Origin of the sequence: Pseudomonas farsensis, assembly GCF_014268805.2 — a bacterium.
GTDB classification, from domain to species: Bacteria; Pseudomonadota; Gammaproteobacteria; order Pseudomonadales; family Pseudomonadaceae; genus Aquipseudomonas; species Aquipseudomonas farsensis.
Genome location: NZ_JABWRF020000001.1, coordinates 1,027,073 through 1,053,401 on the forward strand (window position 1 = coordinate 1,027,073; position 26,329 = coordinate 1,053,401).

A 26,329-nucleotide genomic window follows, 5' to 3' on the forward strand; every position below is an offset into this window, starting at 1 on the left:
GGGAAGCAGGGGATACGGGGGAGGGAGGTCGGAGCGGCTGATCGCCGCTCCGACTGGGGCGCTACTTATTTGGCAGAAACGGTTTCCGGTGCCTGGTCTTGCGACAGGCTGTACACGTACGCCGCCAGCAGGTGCACCTTGTCGTTGCCCTGGATGTCGGCCTGGGCCGGCATCTGGCCCTGACGGCCGTAGCGGATGGTCTGCTGCAGCTGGGCAAAGCTTGAGCCGTAGATGAACGCCTGTGGGTGGGTCAGGTCAGGTGCACCCATGGCTGGGGTACCTTTGCCTTCCGGCCCGTGGCAGGCGACGCAGTTGGTGGCAAAGATTTCCTTGCCCTTGGCCGGGTCTGCCTTGCTGCCTTCGGGCAGGCTGCGGCCGTCCAGGCCGGTGAGCACGAACGCTGCCACATCGGCCACGCCTTGCTCGCCAATCACAGTCGACCAGCCTGGCATTACGCCATGGCGGCCGTTCATGATCGAGGCCTTGATGGTTTCAGGCTCACCGCCCCAACGCCAGTCCTTGTCGGTGAGGTTGGGGAAACCGTAGGCGCCTTTGGCGTCGGAGCCGTGGCAGACCGAGCAGTTGGAGGCGAACAGGCGGCTGCCCATTTTCAGGGCCTGCGGGTCCTTGGCCACTTCTTCAACCGGCATGGCTGCGTACTTGGCGAAGATCGGCCCGAACCTGGCGTCAGCCTTGTCCATTTCCTTCTGCCACTCGTTGACTCCGGTCCAGCCGTCTTCGTAGCCGGGCAGAATGCCTTTCCAGTTGCCAAGGCCCGGGTAGAGGATCAGGTAGCCGACCGAAAACACCAGGGTGCCGACGAACAACCAGAACCACCACTTGGGCAGCGGGTTGTCGTACTCCTCGATGCCATCGAAGCTGTGGCCCATGGTCTGGTCGGTGGTGTTGTTGCTCTGGCCCTTGCGGGTGCCGAGCAGCAGCCAGGTCAGGCCGATCAGGCTGCCGATGGTCAGTACGCTGATGTACGTACTCCAGAAGGTGGTCATTGCCCATTACTCCTCATGGCAGGTTCCTGCCCGCTTGGGGGCAGGTGGTCGTCGACGAAGGGCAGCAGGCGCGCCTCGTCGAAATCACGGTCGCGGCGACGGTTGAACACCCAGAGCGACAAGCCGATGAAGGCGATCATCACCACCAAGGTGCCCAGGCCACGGATCATGCCGATGTCCATTTCCATCGCACTTACCTCTTGTTCTTGATCGCGGTGCCGAGCACCTGCAGGTAGGCGACCAGCGCGTCCATCTCGGTCTTGCCCTTGACCGCGTCGCGGGCACCGGCGATGTCCTCGTCGGTGTAGGGCACGCCGAGGGTGCGCAGGGCGCGCAGCTTGGTGTCGGTGTGGCTGTTGTCGACTTGCGCCGAGACCAGCCACGGGTAGGACGGCATTTTCGACTCAGGCACCACGTTGCGCGGGTTGTACAGGTGCGCACGGTGCCAGTCATCGGAGTAGCGGCCACCGACACGGGCCAGGTCCGGCCCGGTGCGCTTGGAGCCCCACAGGAACGGGTGGTCCCAGACGCTTTCGCCGGCTACAGAGTAGTGGCCATAGCGTTCGGTTTCGGCACGGAACGGCCGGATCATCTGCGAGTGGCAGCCTACGCAGCCTTCGCGGATGTAGATATCGCGGCCTTCCAGCTGCAGTGCGGTGTAGGGCTTCATGCCTTCGACCGGCTTGTTGGTGACGTCCTGGAAGAACAGCGGGACGATCTGAGTCAGGCCGCCGATGCTGACGGCAAAGACCATCAGCAAGGCCAGCAGACCGACGTTTTTCTCAATGGCTTCATGTTTCATCAGGCAGGTCTCCTCAAGCCAGCTGGGCGTTCGCAGGGGCGACGTCAAGGGCTGGCGAACGCACGGTGCGCCAGGTGTTCCAGGCCATCAGGAACATGCCGGTAAGGAAGATCGCACCGCCCACGAAGCGCACTACGAAGCCTGGGTGGCTGGCCACCAGGGTTTCCACGAACGAGTAGGTGAGCGTGCCGTCGCTGTTGACTGCGCGCCACATCAGGCCCTGGGCGATGCCGTTGACCCACATCGAGGCGATGTAGAGCACGGTGCCGATGGTGGCCAGCCAGAAGTGCGCGTTGATCAGCCCGATGCTGTACATGCGCTCTTTGCCGAACACTTTGGGGATGGTGTGGTACAGCGCACCGATGGAGATCATCGCAACCCAGCCGAGGGCGCCAGCGTGCACGTGGCCGATGGTCCAGTCGGTGTAGTGGGAGAGGGCGTTGACCGTCTTGATGGCCATCATCGGGCCTTCGAAGGTGGACATGCCGTAGAACGCCAGCGACACCACCAGGAAACGCAGGATCGGGTCGCTGCGCAGCTTATGCCAGGCCCCCGACAGCGTCATCATGCCGTTGATCATGCCGCCCCAGCTCGGTGCCAGCAGCACCAGCGACATCACCATGCCCAGCGACTGCGCCCAATCCGGCAGCGCGGTGTAGTGCAGGTGGTGCGGGCCGGCCCAGATGTACAGGGTGATCAGTGCCCAGAAGTGCACGATCGACAGGCGATACGAATACACCGGGCGCTCTGCCTGCTTGGGCACGTAGTAGTACATCATGCCGAGGAAGCCTGCGGTGAGGAAGAAACCTACCGCGTTGTGGCCGTACCACCATTGCACCATGGCATCGGTAGCGCCGGCATAGACCGAGTACGACTTGGTCAGGCTGACTGGCACTTCAAGGTTGTTGACGATATGCAGCAGCGCCACGGTGAGGATGAACGCACCGAAGAACCAGTTGCCCACGTAGATATGCTTGGTGGTGCGCTTCATCAGTGTGCCGAAGAACACGATGGCGTAAGCCACCCAGACGATGGTGATCAGAATGTCGATCGGCCATTCCAGCTCGGCGTATTCCTTGGAGCTGGTGTAACCCATCGGCAGGCTGATGGCTGCAAGCAGAATCACCAGTTGCCAGCCCCAGAACGTGAACGCCGCCAGTCGCGGCGAGAACAGGGTGGTCTGGCAGGTGCGTTGCACCGAATAATAGGAGGTGGCGAACAGTGCACAGCCACCGAACGCGAAGATCACGGCGTTGGTGTGCAGGGGCCGCAGGCGGCCGAAACTGGTCCACGGCAGGTCCAGGTTGAGTGAAGGCCAGGCGAGCTGGGCGGCGATGAATACGCCGAGCCCCATCCCGACGATACCCCACACCACCGTCATGATGGCGAATTGGCGGACCACCTTGTAGTTATAGGCGGTACTGCTGGTTGTGTTCATGTATGGGTTCCCATCCACGGTTATTGGCAGGCTATAAAACGAGGCAAGCATGAAAGATGGGCTAAATGCCGGTATTGATTGGGATCAATGGGCGAAGATCGCAAATGTCCCAGGCTTGCAGTGCGATGCTGCGCAAGTCAGCGCCGATTGCAGCTATGCGGGGTGCCTGATCCTGGCCCATGGGGCCGGCGCGCCGATGGACAGCGGGTTCATGCAGGATATGGCGCAAAGGCTCGCAGGGCTTGGCGTTGCGGTGCTGCGCTTCGAGTTCCCTTACATGGCCCAGCGCAGGCTTGACGGCGGCCGTCGGCCACCCAATCCGCAGCCGGTTTTGCTCGATACCTGGCGTGCGGTGTTTGCCCAGGTGCGACCATTAGTCGCAGGGCCGCTGGCGATTGGCGGCAAGTCGATGGGCGGGCGCATGGCCAGCCTTGTGGCAGATGAGCTTGGGGCAGATGCGCTGGTGTGCCTGGGCTACCCGTTCTATGCAGCGGGCAAGCCGGAAAAACCGCGGGTGGCGCACCTGGCGGATTTGCGTACGCGTACCTTGATCGTGCAGGGCGAGCGCGATGCGCTAGGCAATCGCGAGACGGTGCAGGGCTATGAGCTGGCGCCCGGGGTTGAGGTCAGCTGGCTGGTGGCGGGGGATCATGACCTGAAGCCATTGAAGGCGTCGGGGTTCAGCCATGAGCAGCATATGCAGGCTGCGGCGCAGAAGGTGGCGGGTTTTTTGCGGGGGTAAACAATCAAAAGCCACGCGGTCTCGTGTAGGAGCGGCCTCGTGTCGCGAAAGGGCTGCACAGCAGCCCCGGCGATTTGGCATGAGGCAGAGATCTTGGGGCTGCTACGCAGCCCTTTCGCGACGCAAGGCCGCTCCTACACAAAATGCCGGCGCAGAAAGCAGCTCGCCAAAGCTGCCGCTTAGTCGAGGTACTCGCACAGGTAAGCGGTATCAACGGCTACTTTCAGCTGGAACTTGCTGTCGGCCGCCACATTGAACCTGGCACCGGCTTCGAAGGTTTCCCAGGCATCGCTACCCGGCAGCTTGACCGTCAGAGCACCCGACACCACATGCATGACTTCACGCTTGGCGGTGCCGAATTCGTATTCGCCCGGGGCCATGACGCCGACGGTGGCCGGACCTTCTTTGCCCTCGAAGGCGATCGACTTGACGGTGCCATCGAAGTACTCGTTGACCTTGAACATGGGCGACTCCTGAAAAAAGCATGGAAAAAAGGGCTGGCCAGTATGCCCAAGGCCAACCCGTGCGTCATCTGTTTCAGGCGCCACCCGGCGGCAGGCTCAAAGGCAGCAGCCGCGCGGTGTTGCGTGCATCCTCAAGCGCCCGATGCTGCTGCCCGTTGAAGTGCATGCCGGCCAGTTGCAAGGCGCTGTTGAGGCCCGCCGGGCGTTGCAGGTGGCGCGCCTTGGCGAAACGCTGCTTGAGGTTGATGTGCGGCACCTGCGCCAGCACGCTGCCTACCTGATGCAACTGCCATTCCTGAAGCAACTGCTTGCGGTCGTAGTCGCCCCAACTGACCCACGCCTGCAACTGCGCCTGATGCGTGCCCAGCCAGTGCTCGAACTGCGCCCATACCTCGGCGAACGGTTCGGCGCTATCGACGCTGGCCTGGTCGATGTGCGTCAATTCACGGCAGAACGGCGTCAGTTGCGGCCGCCGGCGCGGCCGCACGAAGCGCTGGAAGTGGTCGACCTCGCGGCCTTCGCGGGTCACCAGGCTAGCGCCGATTTCAATGATTTCCATCTCCGTGACCGGCCAGCCACCGTCATCGGTGGTGGCTTCCAGGTCGATCACCAACCAGTGGCCCATGCCAGGCTCCCTCTCTGTAGCAGTGGTTTGCGCCGCACGGACCGCGCAGGCCCGTAGAGCGTAGCCAAAGTCGCGCGCCATGGCATCCTGTGGCACTTTGGCATATCCAACGGTTGTGCCGGTTTTGGAAAACGCCTAGCTTAAGCGCATATTTGTGACGAGTGTCCCATCTTGACTTCACTGCCCAGCCCAAAACTGTCATCCCTGCTGTTGCTGCTGGGCGCATCGCTGGTCACGGTATTCACCCAGGCAGGCGAGGCGCTTGAGGTCAGAATCGGCGCGGCGCATTTCCCGCCCTACACCGTGCGCCCCGAGCAAGGCGCCGACACTGGCCTGCTGCCGCAACTGGCCGAGGCCCTCAACCGTTTGCAGCCGCGTTATCGATTCATTCTGGTGCCCACTTCCATTCCCCGGCGTTTTGGTGATTTCCAGCAGGGCCGCACTGACATGGCCATCTTCGAGAACCCGAAATGGGGTTGGCAGGGTATTGCCTACCGGGCAGTGGACATGGGCCTGGAAGACGCCGAAGTATTTGTAGCCCACGCCCAGTCAGGGCGCGACCAGCGCTACTTCGATGCCATCGAGGGCAAGCGCCTGGCGCTGTTCAACGGCTACCACTATGCATTCGCCAATTTCAATGCAGACCCAGGCTTCCTGAAACAGCGCTACCACGCGACGCTCACCTATTCCCACGACAGCAACCTGTCGATGGTCGAACGCGGGCGGGCCGACGTTGCCTTGGTTACCCGGTCGTACCTGAGTGATTTTCTCCGGCGCAACCCCGACAGCCGCCCGGAGCTGATGGCTTCGGAGCGGGTTGATCAGGTCTACCACCATTACGCGCTGCTGCGCCCGGACGCGCCGATCAGCGCCGAGGCATTCGCCAGCCTGATGCGCCAACTGCGTGACAACGGCGAACTGGCACGCATTTTCCAGCCTTACCGCATCACCGTTCAGGCACCGCGCGACTAAATTGCGCAAGGGCGGCCACGTTTTTGAAAAGTGAGCTTTTCTTTCATTTTTCGTGAGCCCTGACCATGCCGTTCGATGCCGCTTCGCCGCCCCTGAACGTTCCCCGCTGGCACAACCTGCAGGCCGACGAAGTCGACCAGCGCCTGAGCCTGACCCTGGAAGGCCGCCCGCTGATCACCGTCCGCCTGGCGCGGGGGGACTCTGTTGAGGTGCACCTTGAGCAGCTCTGCCCCGAGCGCCCGCAGCAGGCGCTGTGGGCGGCCTGTTACTGGCTGCTGTCACGCGACCCTGCCTGCCAGCGCCTGGCCTGGCACCTGCCGCAGCCGGTGCTGCAAGCGGTTGCCAGTGGCCTGCTGCTGCCGGGGGCCGCGCCGGGGCGGTATGTCTGCGAGCGCACCTTGTTCTGGCAGTTGCCGCAGCCCTGGCTGGGCGAATCGCCCAGTGGCGTTTACCCGCAGCAGATGCTGCTGACCGACGGCAAGCGCCACCCGCGCCGCGCCCCTAAACCTCGCGGCGAGGTGTACCGGCGTTTCGATGCACGGCTGGGCGCGTGGGTCTCGCTGCGCACCCTTGAGGTGGAACAGGACCTGGAACGCTTCAATCGCTGGCAGAACAACCCGCGTGTGGTGCACTTCTGGCAGGAAGGCGGCTCGCTGGCGCAGCACCGTGAGTACCTCGACAAACTTGCCGCCGACCCGCACACCCTCACCTTGATCGGCTGCTTCGATGACCAGCCGTTCGCCTACTTCGAGGCTTACTGGGCCAAGGAGGACCGCATTGCGCCGTTCTATCCGGCAGGCGACTACGACCGCGGCATCCATATGCTGGTGGGTGAAGAGGCCCATCGCGGCCCGCATAAAGTGGCCAGTTGGCTATCGGCGCTGGTGCATTACCTGTTCCTGGATGACCCGCGCACCCAGCGCGTGGTGGCCGAGCCGCGTGCCGACAATGCCAAGATGATCGGCTACATGCAGGACCAGTGCTTCCACTGCGAGAAAGAGTTCGATTTCCCGCACAAGCGGGCGGCGCTGATGATCATTGGCCGGGAGCGGTTCTTCGAGCGTTGCGAACTGGCGTGATGGGCAAGCTACGCGGTCCCGTGTAGGAGCGGCCTTGTGTCGCGAAAGGGCTGCGTAGCGGCCCCTGGATTTGTGCACCACCCTGATATCGGCGGGGCTGCTACGCAGCCCTTTCGCGACACAAGGCCGCTCCTACAGAGGCTGACCCGGCCGCGATTTTGATGCTGCTCACAGCCTGCGATGGGCCCAGCACTGCCCGTTTAGAAGCTCAACCCTGTTGGCCGCGTTTGCGGCAGTGAATCATGGCATCGCGAATCATGAAGTTGACCAGCGTCGGCGACACCCCCAGCTCCTTGGCGATGTCTTTCTGCGGCACCCCATGCAGGCGGTACATCTCGAACGCATAGCGGGTGCGCTGGGGCAGCTCGTTGAGCGCTGCGGCGATGTCTTCCAGGGCCGCCAGGTTGATATGCGTGGCTTCCGGGGACGCATTCTGCAACACCACGTTCAAGCCTTCTTCCTCGGTGCCCGAGTACTTGAGCTCCATGGCCTGCTTGCGGTAATGGTCGATGGCCAGGTTACGCACGATCTGGAACAGGTAGCTCAACTGCGCCTTGAACGATGAAGTGATCTGCGGCGCAGCACCCAGCCGGAAGAAAGCGTCCTGCACCACATCCTCGGCACGGGAGCGGCAGCCGGTGATGCGCGCGGCGATCTTCACCAAAATGCTGCGATTGTCGACGAAGGCCTGGAGCAGTGGTGAATCGCACTTACTTGTGGACAGTTGTTCCGCCATGGAATTTTCACCTTGTCTCAGAATGGAAAGGGAGCACATCCGATTCGGAGGCTTCCTACGACGTGCGACAAACTATTCAAGATGATAATGATTGTCAAATGCAGAAGTTAATGATTCTTCATTTGTTTGGTTCTAAGCGAAATGCCATGACGGTTGCAACCGTGTGCGCCTGCCCACGCTTCGGCGAGGGCGTCCTGACCTTCTAATTTCTGCTCCTGCCCATCCGTTCCCTTGTGTACATCCGGCTGCCCATCGCTGCCCGCCCCAGTGGCGCGGCCCGCACGGGCACGACTCACCCAGACACTGGCAGGAACATTCCATGACGGACGCCTTCGAACTCCCGCACTCGCTGGTCCAGGCCCTGGCGCAGCGCGCCGCTCGCACCCCGGAGCGCATTGCCTTGCGCTTTCTGGCCGATGCGCCCAGCGATCAGGCCGTGCTCAGCTACCGGGATCTCGACCAACGCGCGCGCACCATCGCCGCTGCGTTGCAGGCCCGTTGCAGCTTCGGCGACCGCGCCGTACTGCTGTTCCCCAGCGGCCCGGACTATGTGGCGGCGTTCTTCGGCTGCCTGTACGCAGGGGTGATCGCGGTGCCGGCGTATCCGCCAGAGTCTGCGCGCCAGCACCACCAGGAACGCCTGCTGTCGATCATCGACGACGCCGAGCCGCGCCTGCTGCTGACGGTTCAGGCGCTGCATGACAGTTTGCAGGGGCTTGATGCCTTGGCCGGTGACCACGCACCCGGCCTGCTGGTGGTGGACGGCCTCGATGCGGCGTTGGCCGAGCGCTGGCAACAGCCGCAACTGGCAAGCGATGACATTGCCTTTTTGCAGTACACCTCTGGCTCCACCGCGCTGCCCAAGGGCGTGCAGGTCAGCCACGGCAACCTGGTAGCCAACGAACAGCTGATCCGCCACGGCTTTGGCATCGACCTGAACCCTGACGATGTGATCGTCAGCTGGCTGCCGCTGTACCACGACATGGGCCTGATCGGCGGCCTGCTGCAACCCATTTTCAGCGGTGTGCCGTGTGTGCTGATGTCGCCGGGCTACTTCCTCGCCCGCCCGCAACGCTGGCTGCAAGCGATCAGCGAGTACGGCGGCACCATCAGTGGCGGCCCCGACTTTGCCTACCGCCTGTGCAGCGAGCGGGTCAGCGCGGCGGCCATGGCCGGGCTCGACCTGAGCCGCTGGCGCGTCGCCTATTCAGGCTCCGAGCCGATCCGCCAGGACAGCCTGGACACCTTCGCCGAAAAGTTCGCCCCCTGCGGTTTCGCCGCCAGCAGCTTCTTTGCAAGCTACGGCCTGGCCGAAGCCACCTTGTTCGTCAGCGGTAGCCGCCGTGGCCAAGGCATCGGTGCGCTCGAAGTGGACGCCGAGGCGTTTGCCGCCAACCGCGCCGAGCCGGGCTCCGGCAGCGTGTTGATGAGCTGCGGCTACCCGCAGCCAGGGCATGCGTTGCGCATTGTCGAGCCGCAGCAATTACAGGCCCTCGACGACAACCAGGTCGGTGAAGTCTGGGCTGCCGGCCCCAGCATCGCCCATGGCTACTGGCGCAACCCCGAAGCCAGCGCGCGCACTTTCGTGCAGATGGACGGCCAGACCTGGCTGCGCACCGGCGACCTGGGTTTCATGCGCGATGGCGAGGTGTTCGTGACCGGGCGCCTGAAAGACATGCTGATTGTGCGCGGCCAGAACCTCTACCCGCAGGACCTGGAAAAAACCCTCGAGCGCGAAATCGAGCTGCTGCGCAAAGGCCGCGTGGCAGTATTCGCAGTCGATGACCAAGGCGAGGAGGGCATTGGCGTTGCGGTGGAAATCAGCCGCAACGTGCAGAAGGCGCACAGCGCCGAAGCGCTGATCAACACCCTGCGCCGGGTGATTGCCGACGCCTGCCGCCAGGCCCCGGCGGTGGTGCTGCTGCTCAACCCCGGTGCGCTGCCCAAGACATCCAGCGGCAAGTTGCAGCGCTCGGCCTGCCGCCTGCGCATGCACGACCCAAGCCTGGACTGCTATGCGCGTTTCCCGGCCACTGCCCCGGCCCAAAGCCGCGAGCTGGCAGGCGATGCGCTGCAAACCCGCATCGCCGCTGTGTGGCGCGAAGTACTCAAGGTTCAAGCGCTGGCCGCCGACGACCACTTCCTGTTGCTGGGCGGCAACTCCATCGCCGCTACCCAGGTGACTGCGCGGCTGGCTGACGAGCTGGGCATCCCGCTCAGCCTGCGCACCTTGTTCGAGGCCCCGACCCTGGCCGAGTACAGCACTGCCGTAGCGGCCGTTATCGCCGAAGGGGCCAGTGCGGTCGGCAGCATTGCCAGCCAGGGCCGTGACCAGGCACTGGCGCAGTCGCTGGCGCAAAACCGTCTGTGGCTGATGTGGCAACTGGAGCCGCAGTCGGCTGCCTACAACATTCCCGCCGGCCTGCACCTGCGCGGCGAGCTGGATGAAGCCGCCGTGGCTGCCAGCTTCCAGGCCTTGATTACGCGCCACGAATCGCTGCGCACGCTGTTCGATGAAGTCGATGGCCAGGCGCTGCAACGCATTCTGCCGAGCCTGCCGTTCACCCTGCAGCACCAGGACCTCGAAGGCCTGGAGCCGGCTGAGGTGGCCGCGCGCCGTGAGCACGAGGCCCGCCAGCCGTTCGACCTGCGTCAGGGGCCGCTGCTGCGCGTCACCCTGGCCCGCCTTGGCGATGAAGAGCACCAGTTGTGGGTGACCCTGCACCATATCGTCGCCGACGGTTGGTCGCTGAACATTTTGCTAGATGAGTTTGCTCGCCTGTACGTCGCAGGTGGCCAGGCGGCGCAATTGCCCGAGCTGGCCCTAGGCTACGCCGACTACGGCAACTGGCAGCGCGAGTGGCTGGCCGCAGGCGAGGGCGCCCGCCAGCTCGATTACTGGATGGCGCGCCTTGGCGATGACCTGCCGGTGCTCGACCTGTGCACCGACCAGCCGCGTGCCGCGCAGCAACACAACCTTGCGGCACGGCACAGCGTCAAGGTGCCGGCTGCGCTGGCAAGTGCCCTCAAGGGCCTGGCCCGCGACCAGCAGGCCAGCTTGTTCATGGTGTTGCTGGCAGGCCTGCAGGCGCTGCTGCACCGCTACAGCGGCCAGGGCGATATCCGTGTCGGTGTGCCCAACGCCAATCGCCCGCGCCTTGAAACCCAAGGCATGGTGGGCTTCTTCATCAACACCCAGGTGCTGCGCGCTGCGTTGCATGGCCGCCTGCCGTTCGCGCAACTGCTCAGCCAGGTTCGCCAAGCCACGCTCGAGGCCCAGGCCCATCAGGACCTGCCGTTCGAGCAACTAGTCGAGGCGCTGCCGCAGGCCCGTGAACAAGGCCTGTTCCAGGTCATGTTCAACCACCAGCAACGCGACCTTTCGGCGCTGCGCCGCCTGCCTGGGCTGCTTGCCGAGGAACTGCCTTGGCACAGCCGTGAAGCCAAGTTCGACCTGCAACTGCACAGCGAAGAAGACCACCAAGGCCGCATTACGCTGGCCTTCGACTACGCAGCCGGTTTGTTCGAGGCCAATACGGTCAAGCGCCTGGCCGGCCACTTGCTGGCCTTGCTTGAACAGGTCAGCGCCCAGCCGCAACTGGCGGTGGGCGAGGTGCAACTGCTCGATGCCCAGGCCCAGGCACAATTGCTCGCCTGGGGCCAAGCCCCGCAGCCGACCCCCCAGCGGCTGCTGGTCGAGCAGCTCAATGAGCAGGCGCGCCTGACCCCCGAGCGCACTGCACTGGTGTGGCAAGGCGGTCAACTCGACTACGCAACGTTGCACCAGCAAGCCAACCGCCTGGCGCACTACCTGCGTGACAAAGGCGTAGGCCCCGACACCTGCGTTGCTATCGCCCTGGAGCGATCGCCGCAACTGTTGGTCGGCCTGCTGGCCATTCTCAAGGCCGGCGGCGCCTACGTGCCGCTGGACGTCGACTACCCGCCCGAGCGCCTGGCCTACATGCTCGGCGACTGCAAGGCCGCGCTGCTGCTCAGCCACAGCGACCTGCTGCACAGCCTGCCGCAGGTGGCGGGCGTCACGGCCCTGGCGCTTGATCAGTTGCACCTGGAGAGCTGGCCGAGCCAGCCACCGGGGCTGCACTTGCACGGCGACAACCTCGCCTATGTGATCTACACCTCAGGCTCGACCGGCCAGCCCAAAGGCGTGGGCAACACCCACGCAGCCGTTGCCGAGCGGCTGCACTGGATGCAGCAGCAATACGCGCTGGATGACAGCGATGTGCTGATGCAGAAGGCGCCGATCAGCTTCGATGTCTCGGTGTGGGAATGCTTCTGGCCGTTGCTCAACGGCTGCAAGCTGGTGCTGGCCGGCCCTGGCGAGCACCGCGACCCACAGCGCATCGCGCAACTGGTGCAGCAGCACCAGGTGACCACGCTGCACTTCGTGCCGCCGCTGTTGCAGGTCTTTGTGCAGGAGCCGTTGGCAGGCCACTGCAGCAGCCTGCGCCGGCTGTTCTCGGGCGGTGAGGCGCTCAGCGCGGCGCTGCGTGACCGCGTGCTGCAACTGCTGCCGCAGGTGCAGCTGCACAACCGTTACGGCCCGACCGAAACTGCCATCAACGTCACCCACTGGCACTGCCAGGCCACCGACGGCGTGCGTTCACCCATCGGCAACCCCCTGGGCAACGTGCTGTGCCGGGTGCTTGATGAGGAGTTTCAGCTGTCTGCACCGGGTGTGCCGGGTGAGCTGTGCCTGGGCGGCGCGGGCCTGGCCCGAGGCTACCTGGGCCGCCCAGGGCTGACCGCCGAGCGCTTCGTGCCGCAACCCGATGGCAATGGCGCGCGCTTGTATCGCAGTGGCGACCGTGCGCGCTGGCATGTACCCAGCCAATCGCTGGATTACCTCGGGCGCCTCGACCAGCAGGTCAAGGTACGCGGCTTCCGTGTCGAGCCTGAAGAAGTGCAGGCGGTGCTGTTGGCCCAGCCCGGCGTCGAACAAGCGCTGGTGATGATCCACCACGATGCCGTAGGGGCGCAGTTGGTCGGCTATTACAGCGGGGTCGAGCAGAGCACCCACTTGCTTGCCGCCCTTGGCCAGCGCCTGCCGGCTTATATGGTGCCGGCGCAGTTGATCCACCTGGCGCAGATGCCGCTGGGCCCAAGCGGCAAGGTCGAGCGCAATGCACTGCCCGCGCCGGTATGGCAACAACGCGAGCATGTGGCGCCGCAAACCGAGCTGCAGCAGCAGGTGGCGGCGATCTGGTGCGAGGTACTCAACCTGGCTCAGGTCGGCCTGAACGACGACTTCTTTGCCTTGGGCGGCCACTCGCTGCTGGCCACGCAGATCGTCTCGCGTACCCGCCAGGCGGTGGATGTCGACCTGCCGCTCAAGGCCTTGTTCGACGCCAGCGAGCTGGGTGCGTTCTGCGCCGAAGTGGCGCGCCTGCGCGACAGCGGTGCGCGCAACCAGCAAGGTGAGATCGCCCGTGTCGACCGCCGCCAGGCGGTAGCGCTTTCGTATTCGCAACAGCGCATGTGGTTCCTCTGGCAGATGGAACCAGACAGCCCCGCCTATAACGTCGGCGGCATGGCGCGCTTTACCGGGGTGCTGCATGTCGAGGCCTTCGAGCGTGCCTTGCAGGCCCTGCTGGTGCGCCATGAAACCCTGCGCACCACCTTCCCCAGCATCGGCGGCAAGCCTTACCAATGCGTGGCCGATGACGCCAACCTGCAGCTGCAATGGCACGACTTCAGCAGCCTGGGCGCCGAGGCTCGGGGGCTGAGCCTGCAGCAACTGGCCGATGATCAGGCACACCAGCCGTTCGACCTGGAACGTGGGCCGCTGCTGCGCGCCTGTCTGGTCAAGGCCGCTGAGCGCGAGCACTACTTTGTGCTGACCCTGCACCATATCGTCACCGAAGGCTGGGCCATGGACATCTTTGCCCGCGAGCTGGGCGAGCTGTACGAAGCCTTCGTCGATGAGCGCGAATCGCCCTTGGCGCCGCTGCCGGTGCAGTACCTCGATTACAGCGTGTGGCAGCGTCAGTGGCTCGAAGGCGGCGAAGGCGCACGCCAGCTGGCCTACTGGAAAACGCGGCTGGGCGATGAGCACCCGGTGCTGGCGCTACCGACCGACCGCCCACGCCCGCTGGTGCAAAGCCACCGTGGCGGGCTATACCGCTTTGACCTGGACCCTGCGCTGGTCGCACGGGTGCATGCCTTCAACAGCCAGCGCGGCCTGACCCTGTTCATGACCATGACTGCGACCCTGGCAGCCTTGCTGCACCGCTACAGCGGCCAGCGCGACCTGCGTATCGGTGCGCCGGTGGCAGGGCGCGTGCGCCCGGAAAGCGAAGGCCTGATTGGCGCCTTCCTCAACACCCAGGTGCTGCGCTGCGAGCTGGACGGACAGATGAGCGCCGCCGCCTTGCTCGACCAGGTGCGCGGCACGCTGGTCGATGCCCAGTCGCACCAGGACCTGCCGTTCGACCAACTGGTCGAAGCGCTGCAACCACCGCGGTCGAGCGCCTACAACCCGCTGTTCCAGGTGATGTGCAACGTTCAGCGCTGGGCCTTCCAGCAAAGTCGCGAACTGGTCGGCATGCAGGTGGACTACCTGGTCAACGATGCCAGCGCTACCAAGTTCGACTTGTACCTTGAAGTCACCGACCTCGATGGCCGCCTGGGCTGCTGCTTTACCTACAGCCGTGACCTGTTCGACGAGCCGCGCATCGCGCGCATGGCCGAGCATTGGCAGCAGTTGCTGGTGGCGCTGCTGGACAACCCGCAGCAACGTCTGTGCGAACTGCCGATGCTGGCCGAGGCCGAACAGCAGGTGCTGGCCGGCCAGTTGCAGGGCCAGCAGGACTACGAACTGAACAACACCCTGCATGGGCTGTTCGCCGCCCAGGCCCTGCGTACCCCCGAGGCGTTGGCGCTGACCTTCGCCGGGCGCCACCTGAGCTACGCCGAACTCGACCAACAAGCCAACCGCCTGGCCCGCGCCCTGCGCGAGCGCGGCGTCGGCCCGCAAGTGCGGGTAGGCCTTGCGCTTGAGCGTTCGCTGGACATGGTGGTCGGCCTGCTGGCGATTCTCAAGGCCGGCGGCGCCTACGTGCCGCTGGACCCGGAATACCCGCTGGACCGCCTGCGCTACATGATCGAAGACAGCCGCCTGGGCCTGCTGATTGGCCACGGTGCGCTGCTCGACACCCTTGGCGAGCTGCCCAGCGGTGTCGCCACCTGGCGCCTTGAAGCTGATGGCGCAAGTTTGAGTGGCTACAGCGATGCGCCGTTGGACAACCTCAACCTGCCGCAGCACCAGGCGTACCTGATCTACACCTCTGGCTCCACCGGCAAGCCCAAAGGCGTGGTGGTCAGCCACGGTGAGATCGCCATGCATTGCCAGGCGGTGATCGCCGAGTTCGGCATGCGCAGCGACGACTGCGAGCTGCACTTCTATTCCATCAACTTCGACGCTGCCAGCGAGCGCCTGCTGGTGCCGCTGCTGTGCGGCGCCCGCGTGGTGCTGCGCGCCCAGGGCCAGTGGGGTGCCGAGGACATCTGCCAACTGGTGCGCGAGCAGCAGGTGACGGTTGTTGGCTTTACCCCAAGCTACGGCAGCCAGTTGGCCCAGTACCTTGCAGGCCGTGGCGAGCAGTTGCCTGTGCGGCTGGTGATCACCGGTGGCGAGGCGCTGACTGGCGAACACCTGCAACGCATCCGCCAGGCCTTTGCGCCGCAGCAGTTCTTCAATGCCTACGGCCCCACCGAAACCGTGGTCATGCCGCTGGCGTGCCTGGCGCCCGACACGCTGCCTGCTGATGCCGGCAGCGTGCCAATTGGCCGGGTGATCGGTAACCGCAGCGGCTACATTCTCGATGAGGACCTGGCGCTGTTGCCCCAGGGCGGCATCGGTGAGTTGTATGTGGGCGGGGCCGGCCTTGCCCAGGGCTACCACGACCGCCCGGGGCTCAGTGCCGAGCGCTTTGTCGCCGACCCGTTCAGCCGCGACGGCGGGCGGTTGTACCGCACCGGCGACCTGGTGCGCCTGCGCGCCGACGGGCTGGTGGAATACGTTGGCCGCGCCGACCAGCAGGTGAAGATTCGCGGCTTCCGTATCGAGCTGGGCGAAATCGAAAGCCGCCTGCAAGAGCACCCCAGTGTCGATGAGGCCGTGGTGCTGGCGCTGGACCTGCCCGGCGGCAAGCAACTGGTGGGTTACCTGGTGTGCCAACAGGCCGCCGAAGGCAGCCAGGCGCAGGCCGCGCTGCGTGAAGCGGTCAAGGCCGATGCCCGCCAGCACCTGCCTGATTACATGGTGCCGGCGCACCTGGTGCTGTTGAGCAGCCTGCCGCTGATGGGCAATGGCAAGCTCGACCGCCGCGCGCTGCCAGCACCGGACCTTGCGCAGGCGCGCCAGCATTACCATGCCCCGGCCAACGCGCTGGAAGAGCAACTGGCGCAGATCTGGCGCGAGGTGCTGAATGTTTCGCGCATTGGTGTGCAGGACAACTTCTTCGAGCTGGGCGGCGACTCGATCCTGTCCATCCAGGTGGTCAGCCGCGCGCGCCAGCTGGGGCTGCAGTTCACCCCGCGTGACCTGTTCCAGCACCAGACTATCCAGACCCTCGCAGGCGTGGTCACCCACAGCGATGCGCCGGGCGATATCGAGCAGGGGCCGCGCCATGGCAGTACCCGCCTGACGCCGATCCAGCACTGGTTCTTCGAAAACGATGTGCCGCAGCCGCAACACTGGAACCAGGCCGTGCTGCTTGAGATGCGCAAGCCGCTGCAGGCCGAGGCCTTGGAACAGGCGCTGGGCGCATTGGTGCAGCACCATGACAGCCTGGGCCTGCGCTTTGGCCAGGTGCACGGCCGTTGGCAGGGCGAGTACGCCCAGCCGGGCGTTCAGCCGCTGCTGTGGACGGCAACCGTTGCCAGCTTTGCCGACTGCCAGGCGCTGTACACCGATGTCCAGCGCAGCCTCGACCTCAGTGAAGGCCCGCTGCTGCGCGCGTTACTGGTCAGTGACGGGGAGGGCGCCCAGCGCCTGCTGCTGGCCATCCACCACTTGGTGGTGGATGGCGTGTCCTGGCGCGTGCTGCTCGAAGACTTGCAAGCGCTGTACCGCGGCGAAACACTCGCAGCCAAGACCCACAGCATGGGCGATTGGGCTGCGCGCTTGGCCACCTACGCCGGCAGTGACTCGCTGCGCGACGAGCTGGGCTGGTGGGAAACCCAGCTGGGTAACGTGCGCCACGAACTGCCTTGCGATCACCCGCAGGGCGGCAATCTGCACCGGCATGCTCGCACGCTGGCCATCGAGCTTGACGCGCAGCACACCCAGCAGTTGCTGCAACAGGCCCCGGCCGCCTATCACACCCAGGTCAACGACCTGCTGCTGACGGCGCTGGCGCGTACCCTGTGCCGCTGGAGCGGCGATCAGCAGGTGCTGGTGCAACTGGAAGGCCATGGCCGCGACGGGTTGTTCGAAGACATGGACCTGACCCGCAGCGTCGGCTGGTTCACCAATGCCTACCCGCTGAGCCTGACGCCCCAGCTGGGCGATGACGATGCCGCCCGCGCAGCATCGATAAAGTGCATCAAGGAGCAACTGCGCCAGGTGCCGCACAAGGGCCAGGGTTATGGTGTGCTGCGTTATCTGGCCGACGAAGCCGGGCGCGAGCGCATGGCGGCGCTGCCGCAGGCGCGTATCACCTTCAACTACCTTGGCCAGTTCGACCAGCAGTTCGATGCCGCTGCGTTGTTCCAGCCACTGGATGCACCGGCAGGCCTGGCCCACGACCCGGATGCGCCGCTGCCGAACTGGCTCAGCGTCGATGGCCAGGTGTACGGCGGCGCGCTGCAACTGCGGTTCAGCTTCAGCGCCGAGCGTTATCAGCAGGCAACCATTGCCGAGCTGGCCGAGGCCTACCGCCAGGAGCTGGTTGCGCTGGTCGGCCACTGCCTGGCCGAAGGCAACGGCAGCTTCACGCCGTCGGACTTCCCGCTGGCGCAACTGACTCAGGAGCAGATCGACACGCTGCCGATCCCGGCTGCCGAGATCGAGGACGTCTACCCGCTGACGCCCATGCAGGAAGGCCTGCTGCTGCACACCCTGCTTGAACCCGGCACCGGCATTTACTACATGCAGGACCGCTACCGCATCAACAGCGCCCTGGACCCGGAGCGCTTCGCCCAGGCGTGGCAGGCGGTGGTGGCGCGCCACGAGGCGTTGCGCGCATCGTTCAGTTGGAACGCAGGCGAAGCGATGCTGCAGATCATCCATAAACCCGGCAAGACCCAGGTTGACTACCAGGACTGGCGTGGCCTGGACGAAGCCGCGCAAGAGCTGCGCCTGCAAAGCCTGCACAAGCAGGAACGCGAGGCCGGTTTCGAGCTGCTGCGCGAAGCGCCGTTCCATCTGCGCCTGGTGCGTGTTGCCGATGAGCGCTACTGGTTCATGATGAGCAACCACCACATCCTCATCGATGCCTGGTGCCGTTCGCTGCTGATGAACGACTTCTTCGAGCTGTACCAGGCCCTCGGCGAGGGCCGTCAGGCCCAGTTGCCGGTGCCGCCGCGCTACCGTGACTATATTGGCTGGCTGCAACGCCAGGACCTGGGCGAGGCGCGCCAGTGGTGGCAGGACAACCTGGCCGGTTTCGAACGCGCCACGGCAATCCCAAGCGACCGCCCGCTGCGCCATGACCACACTGGCGATGGCATGCTGGTCGGCGATTGCTACACCCGCCTCGACGCCACTGAAGGGGCGCGCCTGCGCGAGTTGGCCCAGGCCCATCAGTTGACCGTCAACACCTTCGCCCAGGCGGCCTGGGCCTTGACCCTGGCACGTTGCAGCGGTGAGCGCGACGTGGTGTTCGGGGTAACGGTGGCCGGGCGGCCAGTGAGCCTGCCGCAGATGCAACGCACGGTCGGGCTGTTCATCAACAGTGTCGCCTTGCGTGTCGAGCTGCCGCAGCCGGGCGAACGACGCAGCGTGCGCCAGTGGCTGCAAGGCTTGCTCGAGCGCAACATGCAACTGCGCGAATACGAGTACCTGCCGCTGGTGGCGATCCAGGAATGCAGCGAGCTGCCCAAGGGCCAGCCGTTGTTCGACAGCCTGTTCGTGTTTGAGAACGCACCGGTTGAAAGCGCTGTGCTCGACCATGCCCAGCACCTTAACGCCAGCTCCGATTCCGGCCGCACCCACACCAACTTCCCGCTGACGGCGGTGTGCTACCCAGGCGATGACCTTGGCCTGCACCTGTCGTTCGACCAGCGTTATTTCGACTATTCCACGGTCGAGCGCCTGCTGGGCGAATTCAAGCGCCTGTTGCTGGCGCTGGTGCAAGGCTTCGACGGCCAGGTCAACGACTTGCCGCTGCTGGGCGCGGACGAGCAGCGTTTCCTGCTCGAAGACTGCAACCGCACCGAGCATGCCTATCCGCTCGAACGCAGCTATGTCGAGCTGTTCGAAGCACAGGTGGCGGCGCACCCCGAGCGCACTGTCGCCCGTTGCGAGCAGGCATCGTTCGATTACGCAGGCCTGAACCTTGCCGCCAACCGCCTCGGCCACGCCTTGATTGCAGCCGGCGTCGGGCTCGACCAGCCGGTGGCATTGCTGGCCGAGCGCGGGCTGGCCTTGCTGGGCATGATCGTCGGTACGTTCAAGGCCGGCGCCGGTTACCTGCCGCTAGACCCGGCACTGCCAGCGGCGCGCCTGCAACGCATCGTCGAGCTCAGCCGCACGCAGGTGCTGGTGTGCACAGCGGCCTGCGCCGAGCAGGCGCGCCAGTTGCTGGATGAAGTGGCTGGCGCGGTACGGCCGAGGCTGCTGGTGTGGGAAGAGGTGCAGGCGAGCAATGTGGCCAGCGCCAACCCCGGCATCTACAGCGGCGCGGATAATCTTGCCTACGTTATCTATACGTCCGGCTCCACCGGCCTGCCCAAAGGGGTGATGGTCGAGCAGCGCGGCATGCTCAACAACCAGTTGAGCAAGCAGCCCTACCTGGCCTTGAGCGAGCGAGACGTCATCGCCCAGACCGCCTCGCAGAGCTTCGATATTTCGGTTTGGCAGTTCCTTGCCGCGCCGCTGTTCGGCGCCACGGTGCAGATCGTGCCTAACGCCATTGCCCACGACCCGCAAGGCCTGCTGGCCCATGTGCAGGCCACCGGCATTACCGTGCTGGAAAGCGTGCCGTCGCTGATCCAGGGCATGCTGGCAAGCGACCATCAGGCGCTGGACGGCCTGCGCTGGATGCTGCCGACCGGCGAGGCGATGCCGCCTGAGCTGGCTGCACAGTGGTTGCAGCGCTACCCCGATATCGGCCTGGTCAATGCCTACGGCCCGGCTGAATGCTCGGACGATGTGGCGTTCTTCCGCGTCGATGCTGCCTCCACCGAAGGCAGCTACTTGCCGATCGGCACCCCGACCGACAACAACCGCCTGTACCTGTTGGGTGAGGACCAGGCGCTGGTGCCGCTGGGCGCGGTCGGTGAGCTGTGCGTCGCCGGCACGGGCGTTGGCCGGGGTTACGTCGGTGACCCGCTGCGTACGGCCCAGGCATTCATTCCGCACCCGTTCGGCGCACCAGGCGAGCGCCTGTACCGCACCGGCGACCTGGCTCGGCGCCGCGTTGACGGGGTGCTGGAATACGTCGGGCGGATCGATCACCAGGTAAAAATTCGCGGCTATCGCATCGAGCTTGGCGAAATCGAAGCGCGCCTGCACGAGCAACCCGAGCTGCTCGATGCAGCGGTGGGCGTGCAGGAGGGTGTCAATGGCAAGCACCTGGTGGGCTACCTGGTAGCGCATCAGGGCATCAACGCCGATTCGGCGCTGCTCGATCAGCTCAAGCAACGGTTGCGTGCGGACTTGCCCGAATACATGGTGCCGTTGCACTGGGGCTGGTTCGAACGCCTGCCGCACAACGCCAACGGCAAGCTGGACCGCAAGGCCCTGCCAGCCATCGACATCGGCGGCCAGCACAGCCAGGCCTACCTGGCGCCGCGCAACGAGCTTGAGCAGACGTTGTCCGGCATCTGGGCCGATGTGCTCAAGGCCGAGCGCGTGGGTGTGCGCGACAACTTCTTCGAGCTTGGCGGGCATTCGCTGCTGGCCACGCAGATTGCCTCTCGGGTGCAGAAGGCCCTGGCGTTGAATGTGCCGCTGCGTGCGATGTTCGAGTGCAGCACGGTGGAGGAGTTGGCGGTGTATGTGACCGGGTTGCAGGACAGCGCGCTGGATGAAGACAAGGTGGACCGGTTGAGCGATTTGATGGCGGAGTTGGAGGCGCTGTAGGCGGGGCAGAGCAACACTGAATGCGCCGCGGTCCCTGTAGGAGCGGCCTTGTGTCGCGAAAGGGGCGCGCAGCGGCCCCAGTATTTCGGATGCCAGCAAAATCGCCGGGGCTGCTGCGCAGCCCTTTCGCGACACAAGGCCGCTCCTACAAAGACCGAGCCCGGCCGCGATAGCGCTTATTGGCACTTCGCCACCATGTGCCGCTGATGCCCACGATGCTAATCTGCGCCGCTTCACAGCCCCACCGCGCAAGGACTTGAGCTTTCATGGACGACAGCCTGCACGCCGCCCGTGAGGGCGATCTCATTCTGCACCCGCCGCTGGCCGCCGAACTGGTCAGTGGCCTGGTCGAGGCTGTCGTCTATGGCGTGGCCGTCGCGGCAGTCGGTGCTGCCATCGGCGGCGCAGTCGTCGCCGTGGTGGGTACCGGCGGCGCAGCAACCCTGCTCACCCCTTTGATCGCCGGTGCCATGGTCAGCGCCGCCGCCATGCTGCCGGCTGGCGAAGACAAAAGCATTGGCGAGCATATCAGCGGCTTCAGCGACTGGGTCGGCAACTCGATGTTCCCGCCAGAGCCCTACGGCACGGTCAGCAGCGGCTCCGCCGATACCCGCATCAACGGCAAGCCTGCCGCGCGCGCCGCGGGCATGCCCGGCCCGGCCGGCGCGCAACCCGCCCCCGCAGAAGAGCCGTCCATTCTGGAAAACATCGGCAGTTACGCCATGGTCGCGGCCGGCATGCTGGTGCCCTTCGTGGGCCTTGCCGAGGAAATCCGCAGCATCTTCAACCCCCCGGTGACCACCCCCGCGGCGCCCGGTGCAATAGAGGCGATGCAGGATACAGTCAAGTGCAGCAAGCACCCGCCGGCGCCGGATCAGTTCGTCGCCCAAGGCTCGGACAAGGTCTTCATCAACGGCCAGCCGGCTGCGCGGGTAGGCGACAAGAGCACCTGCGATGGCCCCATCGGCATGACGTTTTCGCCTGATGTGCGTATTGGTGGCGCAACACTCACGGTGCGCGACATTCGCGACGGCAAAAGCGCAGCGGCGAAAATCATCGGCCTGGTGGCCGGCATGCTCTTGACTCGTCGCGGCGGCAAGGCCCGGCCCAAACCCAAGAAAGCGCCCCGGCCGCCCTCGAAAATCCCCCGCTGCAAGGGCCACCCGGTGGTCGTTTCCAGTGGTGCCAAGCTGCTCGACGGTGGCAATGATCTGGACTTCAGCCTGCCGGGCCTGCTGCCCATCGACTGGGCGCGGCGCTACGACAGCAACGACCTGCGTGATGACGGCGTGTTCGGCAAGGGCTGGAGCGTGCCGTTCGAGGTGCGTATCGAGCGGGTCGCCCACCCCGAGGGTGGCGAGTTGTGGGTGTATATCGACGAAGAAGGCATTCGCATCGAACTGGGCCGCCTGCAATTGGGCAGCGCGTTCGTCAGCAGCCTGGACGGCTTGGCCTTTTTCCATCAAGACCACGGCATTACGGTGGTCGAGGACATCTACAGCGGCCAGTACCAGGTGTTCAAGACCGACCCGCACGATGCGCGCCGCTCGCGCCTGGTGCAAGTGGGCGACCGCAACCGTAACCGTATAGAAGTGCTGTACGACGCCGAGGGCCGGCTGCAGTATCTGGCGGACACCTTCGGGCGCACGGCGGTCGAGCTTTGCTATGGGGGCGCGCAGCGGCGCCGGGTCAGCGAGATACGCAGGCTGTACCTGGCCCCCGGCAGCGACTTTGAAGTGCTGCGCCATGAAGTGCTGGTGAGCTACGCACACACGCCTGGCGGGCAACTCTGCGAGGTGCGCGGGCCCGCTGGCGAGGTGTTGCGGCAGTTTGCCTACACAAGCGATGGTTTGATGGCCAGCCAGACGCTGAGCAGTGGCGCACAACTGCACTACCAATGGCAACGCTACGCCACCCAGCCCCGGCCAATGCCGGGTTTGCCGCCGTTGCTCGAACCGCAGCCCGACCATGAATGGCGGGTGGTGCGGCACTGGAGTGATGACGGTGAAGACTATCGCTTCAGCTATGACCTCGCCGCCGGCCACACCGAGGTGGTCGATAGCCTGGGCCGGCGCGAGCATTACCAGTGGGGGCCGCTGCACGAGGTGTTGGCCTATGTCGACCCGCTCGGGCATCGCTGGCAAGAAGAGGTGGTCAACGGCCAACTGCTGGCCAGCATCGACCCGCAAGGTGCCCAATGGCGTTATGGCTACGATGATCTGGGGCGGCTGGTCAGCGTTGAGGACCCGCTGGGGCGTAGCGAGCTGATCCGTTACACCGAGCACTGGGCCTTGCCGTTGCAGGTTACCGACTTCGCCGGGCGCACCCGGCGCTTCAATTACGACCGCAGCGGCAACCTGGTGCGCGATACCGACCCGCTGGGGCGCAGCACGCAACTGGCCTACGACGAGCGCGGTCGCCTGCAACACAGCACAGACCCGCAGGGCAAGGTCCGCCGCCTGCAGTGGAATGACCGGGGCCAGTTGTGCGGCTATCAGGATTGCTCCGAGCGCAGCACGCGCTACGTGTATGACGAGCGCGGCCACTTGAGCGATGTCTACGATGCCAAGGGGGCGCGCACCCGATATCGCTTCGATGCGCGTGGGCACCTGCTTGAATGCGTGCGCCCGGACGGGCGGGTCGACAGCTACCTGGTCGATGCTGGCGGGCGGCTGCTGCGCCATACCGACCCTGCGCAACACGTCACCCAGTGGCAATACGACGCTCGCGGGCGCCTGGCCCGGCGAGTCGATGCCATGGGCTTGAACCTCGGCTTTGCCTGGGACGCCTACGGCCGTTTGCTGCAACTGCAGAACGAAAACGGTGAGCAATACCGCTTTCAATGGGATGCCCGCGACCGTCTGAGCGCCCAGCGCAACCTGGATGGCGGCGGGCAGCGCTACCACTACGATGCTGTCGGCAACCTGATCCAGCGTGACCTGCATCCAGCCAGCACGGTGGAACCGCCGCTTGCTGGCAGCGCGCCTGAGCCGCACGCTGCGGTGCAGAGCCGCCATTACCACTACGACCGCGCCGGTCGCGTGCTGCGCAAGCAGACCGCTGATGGCACTACCGCCTATGTTTACGACCAGGCAGACAACCTGCTGTCGGTCACGTTCACCGGCGTGCAGGGCGAGCCGCAGCGTCTGGCATTCAGCTACGACCTGCTCGGTCAGATGGTCGGCGAAACCTGCGCCGATGGCGAGCTACATTACCAGCACGACGAACTGGGCAACCTGCAAACCCTGACCTTGCCGGATCAGCGGCGCATCAATTACCTGCATTACGGCAGCGGCCATCTGCACCAGATCAACCTCGATGGGCGGCTGATCTGCGACTTCGAGCGCGACGAGCTGCACGCCGAGGTGCTGCGTACCCAGGGGCGCCTGCATACCCGCACCCGCTACGACAGTTGCGGGCGTCTGCTGCAAAAGGCCCTGCACCCTGACGACGCCACGCTTGCAACGCTGCCGCTATTGCAGAAGGACTACCGCTACGACGATGCCGATAACCTGATCGGCGAAGTCCTGACCCAGACCCAGCGGCCTGGCGTGGGCGGCAGTGTCGAACCCTGCGAGGTAATTGGCCGCTTGCAGGCCACCGCGCGGGGGGATGGCAGCCTGCAAGCCACGGTGCGCTACGACCACGGGCCCACCGAGCGCATCCATGGTTTGATCCGCCAGTTGCCTGGCAGCACCCTCACCGAGCACTACAGCTATGACAAGGCCGGGAACCTGCTTGATGGCTTTGGCCAGGGTGGTGCGGCCAGACATAACCGGGTCACCGTGTATCAGGACAAGCGTTACCGGTATGACGCCTTCGGCCGCCTGAGTGAAAAACGCAGCGCCAGCCGCTTGGTTCAGCGCTTCGAATACGACGCCGAACACCGGCTGATCTGCGTCCATCAGCAGCGTGGGCAGATCAGCGAACGGGTCGAGTTCAGCTACGACCCCCTGGGCCGTCGCACCCACAAGCGGCTGTACCGCGAAGGCCATGGGCAGCCGCTGAGCCAGACCACGTTCTGCTGGCAAGGGCTGCGGTTGCTGCAAGAGGTGCAGGACGGCAAGCCGAGCCTCTACCTTTATCGCGACGCCGTCAGCCACGAGCCGTTGGCCCGTATCGACGGCGCACCCGGGCACGAGGCGCTGTATTACTTCCACACCAACCTGGCTGGGCTGCCTGAACAGCTGACCGATGAGCAAGGGCAGAGCGTCTGGCACAGTGACTACCAGGCCTGGGGTAACAGCCGTGAGGAATGGCACGCACCGGGGCAGAACCGCCAGCAGAACCTGAGGTTCCAGGGCCAGTATCTGGACCGCGAGACGGGGCTGCATTACAACACGTTCCGCTTTTATGACCCCGATATCGGGCGCTTTACCCAGCAGGATCCGATTGGCTTGGCGGGTGGCAGCAACCCATACCTCTATGGGCCTAACGCGCTTGCCTGGGTCGACCCGCTTGGGCTTACCGCCGAAGATATCTTCATCCATTACACCAACAAGGCGGGGTTTGAGGGTGTCATGAACAGCGGGGTGCTCAAGGCCAACGCCAGCGGTAAAGTCTATGTCACCGATCTGCTGATGACGCCGGATGATGTCTATCGGGATATTCTCATCAACAACCCCATTCACAAGGGGCGTGGCGACTACGCGGTTATCTTCAAGGTCGATTCGGTACAGAAAACCAATATCAGCCTGTCGAGCAGGCTGGAATATATACATGCCGGGAACCTGAGGTTGAAGGATGTCTTGTTTGCGGGCAAGAACCCCTACTCGACCCTGTCCGGACTGGACTACGAAACGCGCCTGCGCCTGACCGATGTGCAGGTGGCTTCAAGAGGGTGTGATTTATGAATGCCGAGGATGTGCCGATGTTGTCGAGGGAAGAGGCGAATGCCTTGATCAAGGCGATTCTGTATTTGAAGTTCGACTGCGCCGATGCACAGTCACTGACGTATGCGGCAAGCCCGTTGATCAACAGCTCGCTGGATAAGCTCGTGGCGATGCACGGCTATGGGGAGGATTGGGCCAAGGTGTTTGCGGCACTACCGCCAGCCTACACCGAATTGGTAAAGCGCAAAATTGACGCTTCTGAGCAAGATAACGGCAGCGAATATGACGATGAAGTTCGGCAACTGGTAACGGAGTATTCCGTTTACCCCTACACGCTTTGAGAGGGCGGGCCAGTTAATGGCGCT

The 26,329-nt window shown here is 64.7% G+C and carries 13 protein-coding genes; 6 read left to right on the forward strand and 7 right to left on the reverse strand.

All coding sequences use genetic code 11. The annotated features are described in order from the left end of the window. Positions 1-65 precede the first annotated feature (65 nt). The 4 genes from ccoP to ccoN are packed head-to-tail and all read right to left on the reverse strand — an operon-like array spanning position 66 to position 3,247. A complete protein-coding gene (gene ccoP / locus HU719_RS04575) occupies positions 66-1,007 on the reverse strand; it encodes a cytochrome-c oxidase, cbb3-type subunit III (RefSeq protein WP_186536487.1) in 942 nt (313 codons plus the stop codon). Continuing rightward, a complete protein-coding gene (locus HU719_RS04580) occupies positions 1,004-1,195 on the reverse strand; it encodes a cbb3-type cytochrome oxidase subunit 3 (RefSeq protein ID WP_186522350.1) in 192 nt (63 codons plus the stop codon). Before HU719_RS04580 ends, ccoP begins: the two co-directional genes overlap by 4 nt. A 5-nt stretch (positions 1,196-1,200) precedes the next feature. Further along, complete coding sequence (ccoO, locus tag HU719_RS04585; protein ID WP_186522348.1) at positions 1,201-1,809, reverse strand: cytochrome-c oxidase, cbb3-type subunit II; 609 nt, start codon at positions 1,807-1,809, stop codon at positions 1,201-1,203. A gap of 13 nt (positions 1,810-1,822) precedes the next feature. After that, positions 1,823-3,247 carry a cytochrome-c oxidase, cbb3-type subunit I gene (gene ccoN / locus HU719_RS04590; RefSeq protein WP_186536488.1) on the reverse strand — a complete coding sequence of 475 codons (1,425 nt, stop codon included), beginning with the start codon at positions 3,245-3,247 and terminating at the stop codon, positions 1,823-1,825. Positions 3,248-3,296: 49 nt separating this feature from the next. Between ccoN and HU719_RS04595 the strand changes: the two genes are divergently transcribed. After that, on the forward strand, positions 3,297-3,989 hold the full coding sequence (locus tag HU719_RS04595) for an alpha/beta family hydrolase (protein ID WP_225917106.1): 693 nt from the start codon (positions 3,297-3,299) through the stop codon (positions 3,987-3,989). A gap of 179 nt (positions 3,990-4,168) precedes the next feature. Here the strand turns inward: HU719_RS04595 and ppnP are convergent, their stop codons facing one another. Both ppnP and HU719_RS04605 read right to left on the reverse strand, forming a co-directional pair. After that, a complete protein-coding gene (gene ppnP, locus HU719_RS04600; RefSeq protein WP_186522343.1) occupies positions 4,169-4,453 on the reverse strand; it encodes a pyrimidine/purine nucleoside phosphorylase in 285 nt (94 codons plus the stop codon). Between the two features lie 73 nt (positions 4,454-4,526). Next, positions 4,527-5,078 carry a 3'-5' exonuclease gene (locus HU719_RS04605; RefSeq protein ID WP_186522341.1) on the reverse strand — a complete coding sequence of 184 codons (552 nt, stop codon included), beginning with the start codon at positions 5,076-5,078 and terminating at the stop codon, positions 4,527-4,529. A 171-nt stretch (positions 5,079-5,249) separates the two neighbouring features. Between HU719_RS04605 and HU719_RS04610 the strand changes: the two genes are divergently transcribed. Next, positions 5,250-6,050: a substrate-binding periplasmic protein gene (locus tag HU719_RS04610; RefSeq protein WP_186522339.1), complete on the forward strand. Its 801-nt coding sequence runs from the start codon at positions 5,250-5,252 to the stop codon at positions 6,048-6,050. A 65-nt stretch (positions 6,051-6,115) separates the two neighbouring features. Beyond that, positions 6,116-7,129, forward strand: coding sequence for a GNAT family N-acetyltransferase (locus tag HU719_RS04615; protein WP_186536489.1), 1,014 nt, complete (start codon positions 6,116-6,118; stop codon positions 7,127-7,129). A gap of 208 nt (positions 7,130-7,337) precedes the next feature. Here the strand turns inward: HU719_RS04615 and HU719_RS04620 are convergent, their stop codons facing one another. Further along, a complete protein-coding gene (locus HU719_RS04620; protein ID WP_186521763.1) occupies positions 7,338-7,865 on the reverse strand; it encodes an RNA polymerase factor sigma-70 in 528 nt (175 codons plus the stop codon). 319 nt (positions 7,866-8,184) lie between these two features. Between HU719_RS04620 and HU719_RS04625 the strand changes: the two genes are divergently transcribed. From HU719_RS04625 to HU719_RS04635, 3 genes are all read left to right on the forward strand, one after another. Then, a complete protein-coding gene (locus HU719_RS04625; protein WP_186536491.1) occupies positions 8,185-21,132 on the forward strand; it encodes a non-ribosomal peptide synthetase in 12,948 nt (4,315 codons plus the stop codon). Between the two features lie 266 nt (positions 21,133-21,398). Further along, on the forward strand, positions 21,399-25,985 hold the full coding sequence (locus tag HU719_RS04630; RefSeq protein ID WP_186521767.1) for an RHS repeat-associated core domain-containing protein: 4,587 nt from the start codon (positions 21,399-21,401) through the stop codon (positions 25,983-25,985). Beyond that, entirely contained in the window at positions 25,982-26,305 is a 324-nt protein-coding gene (locus HU719_RS04635; RefSeq protein WP_186536493.1) for a hypothetical protein, read from the forward strand. Before HU719_RS04630 ends, HU719_RS04635 begins: the two co-directional genes overlap by 4 nt. Positions 26,306-26,329: the final 24 nt, after the last annotated feature.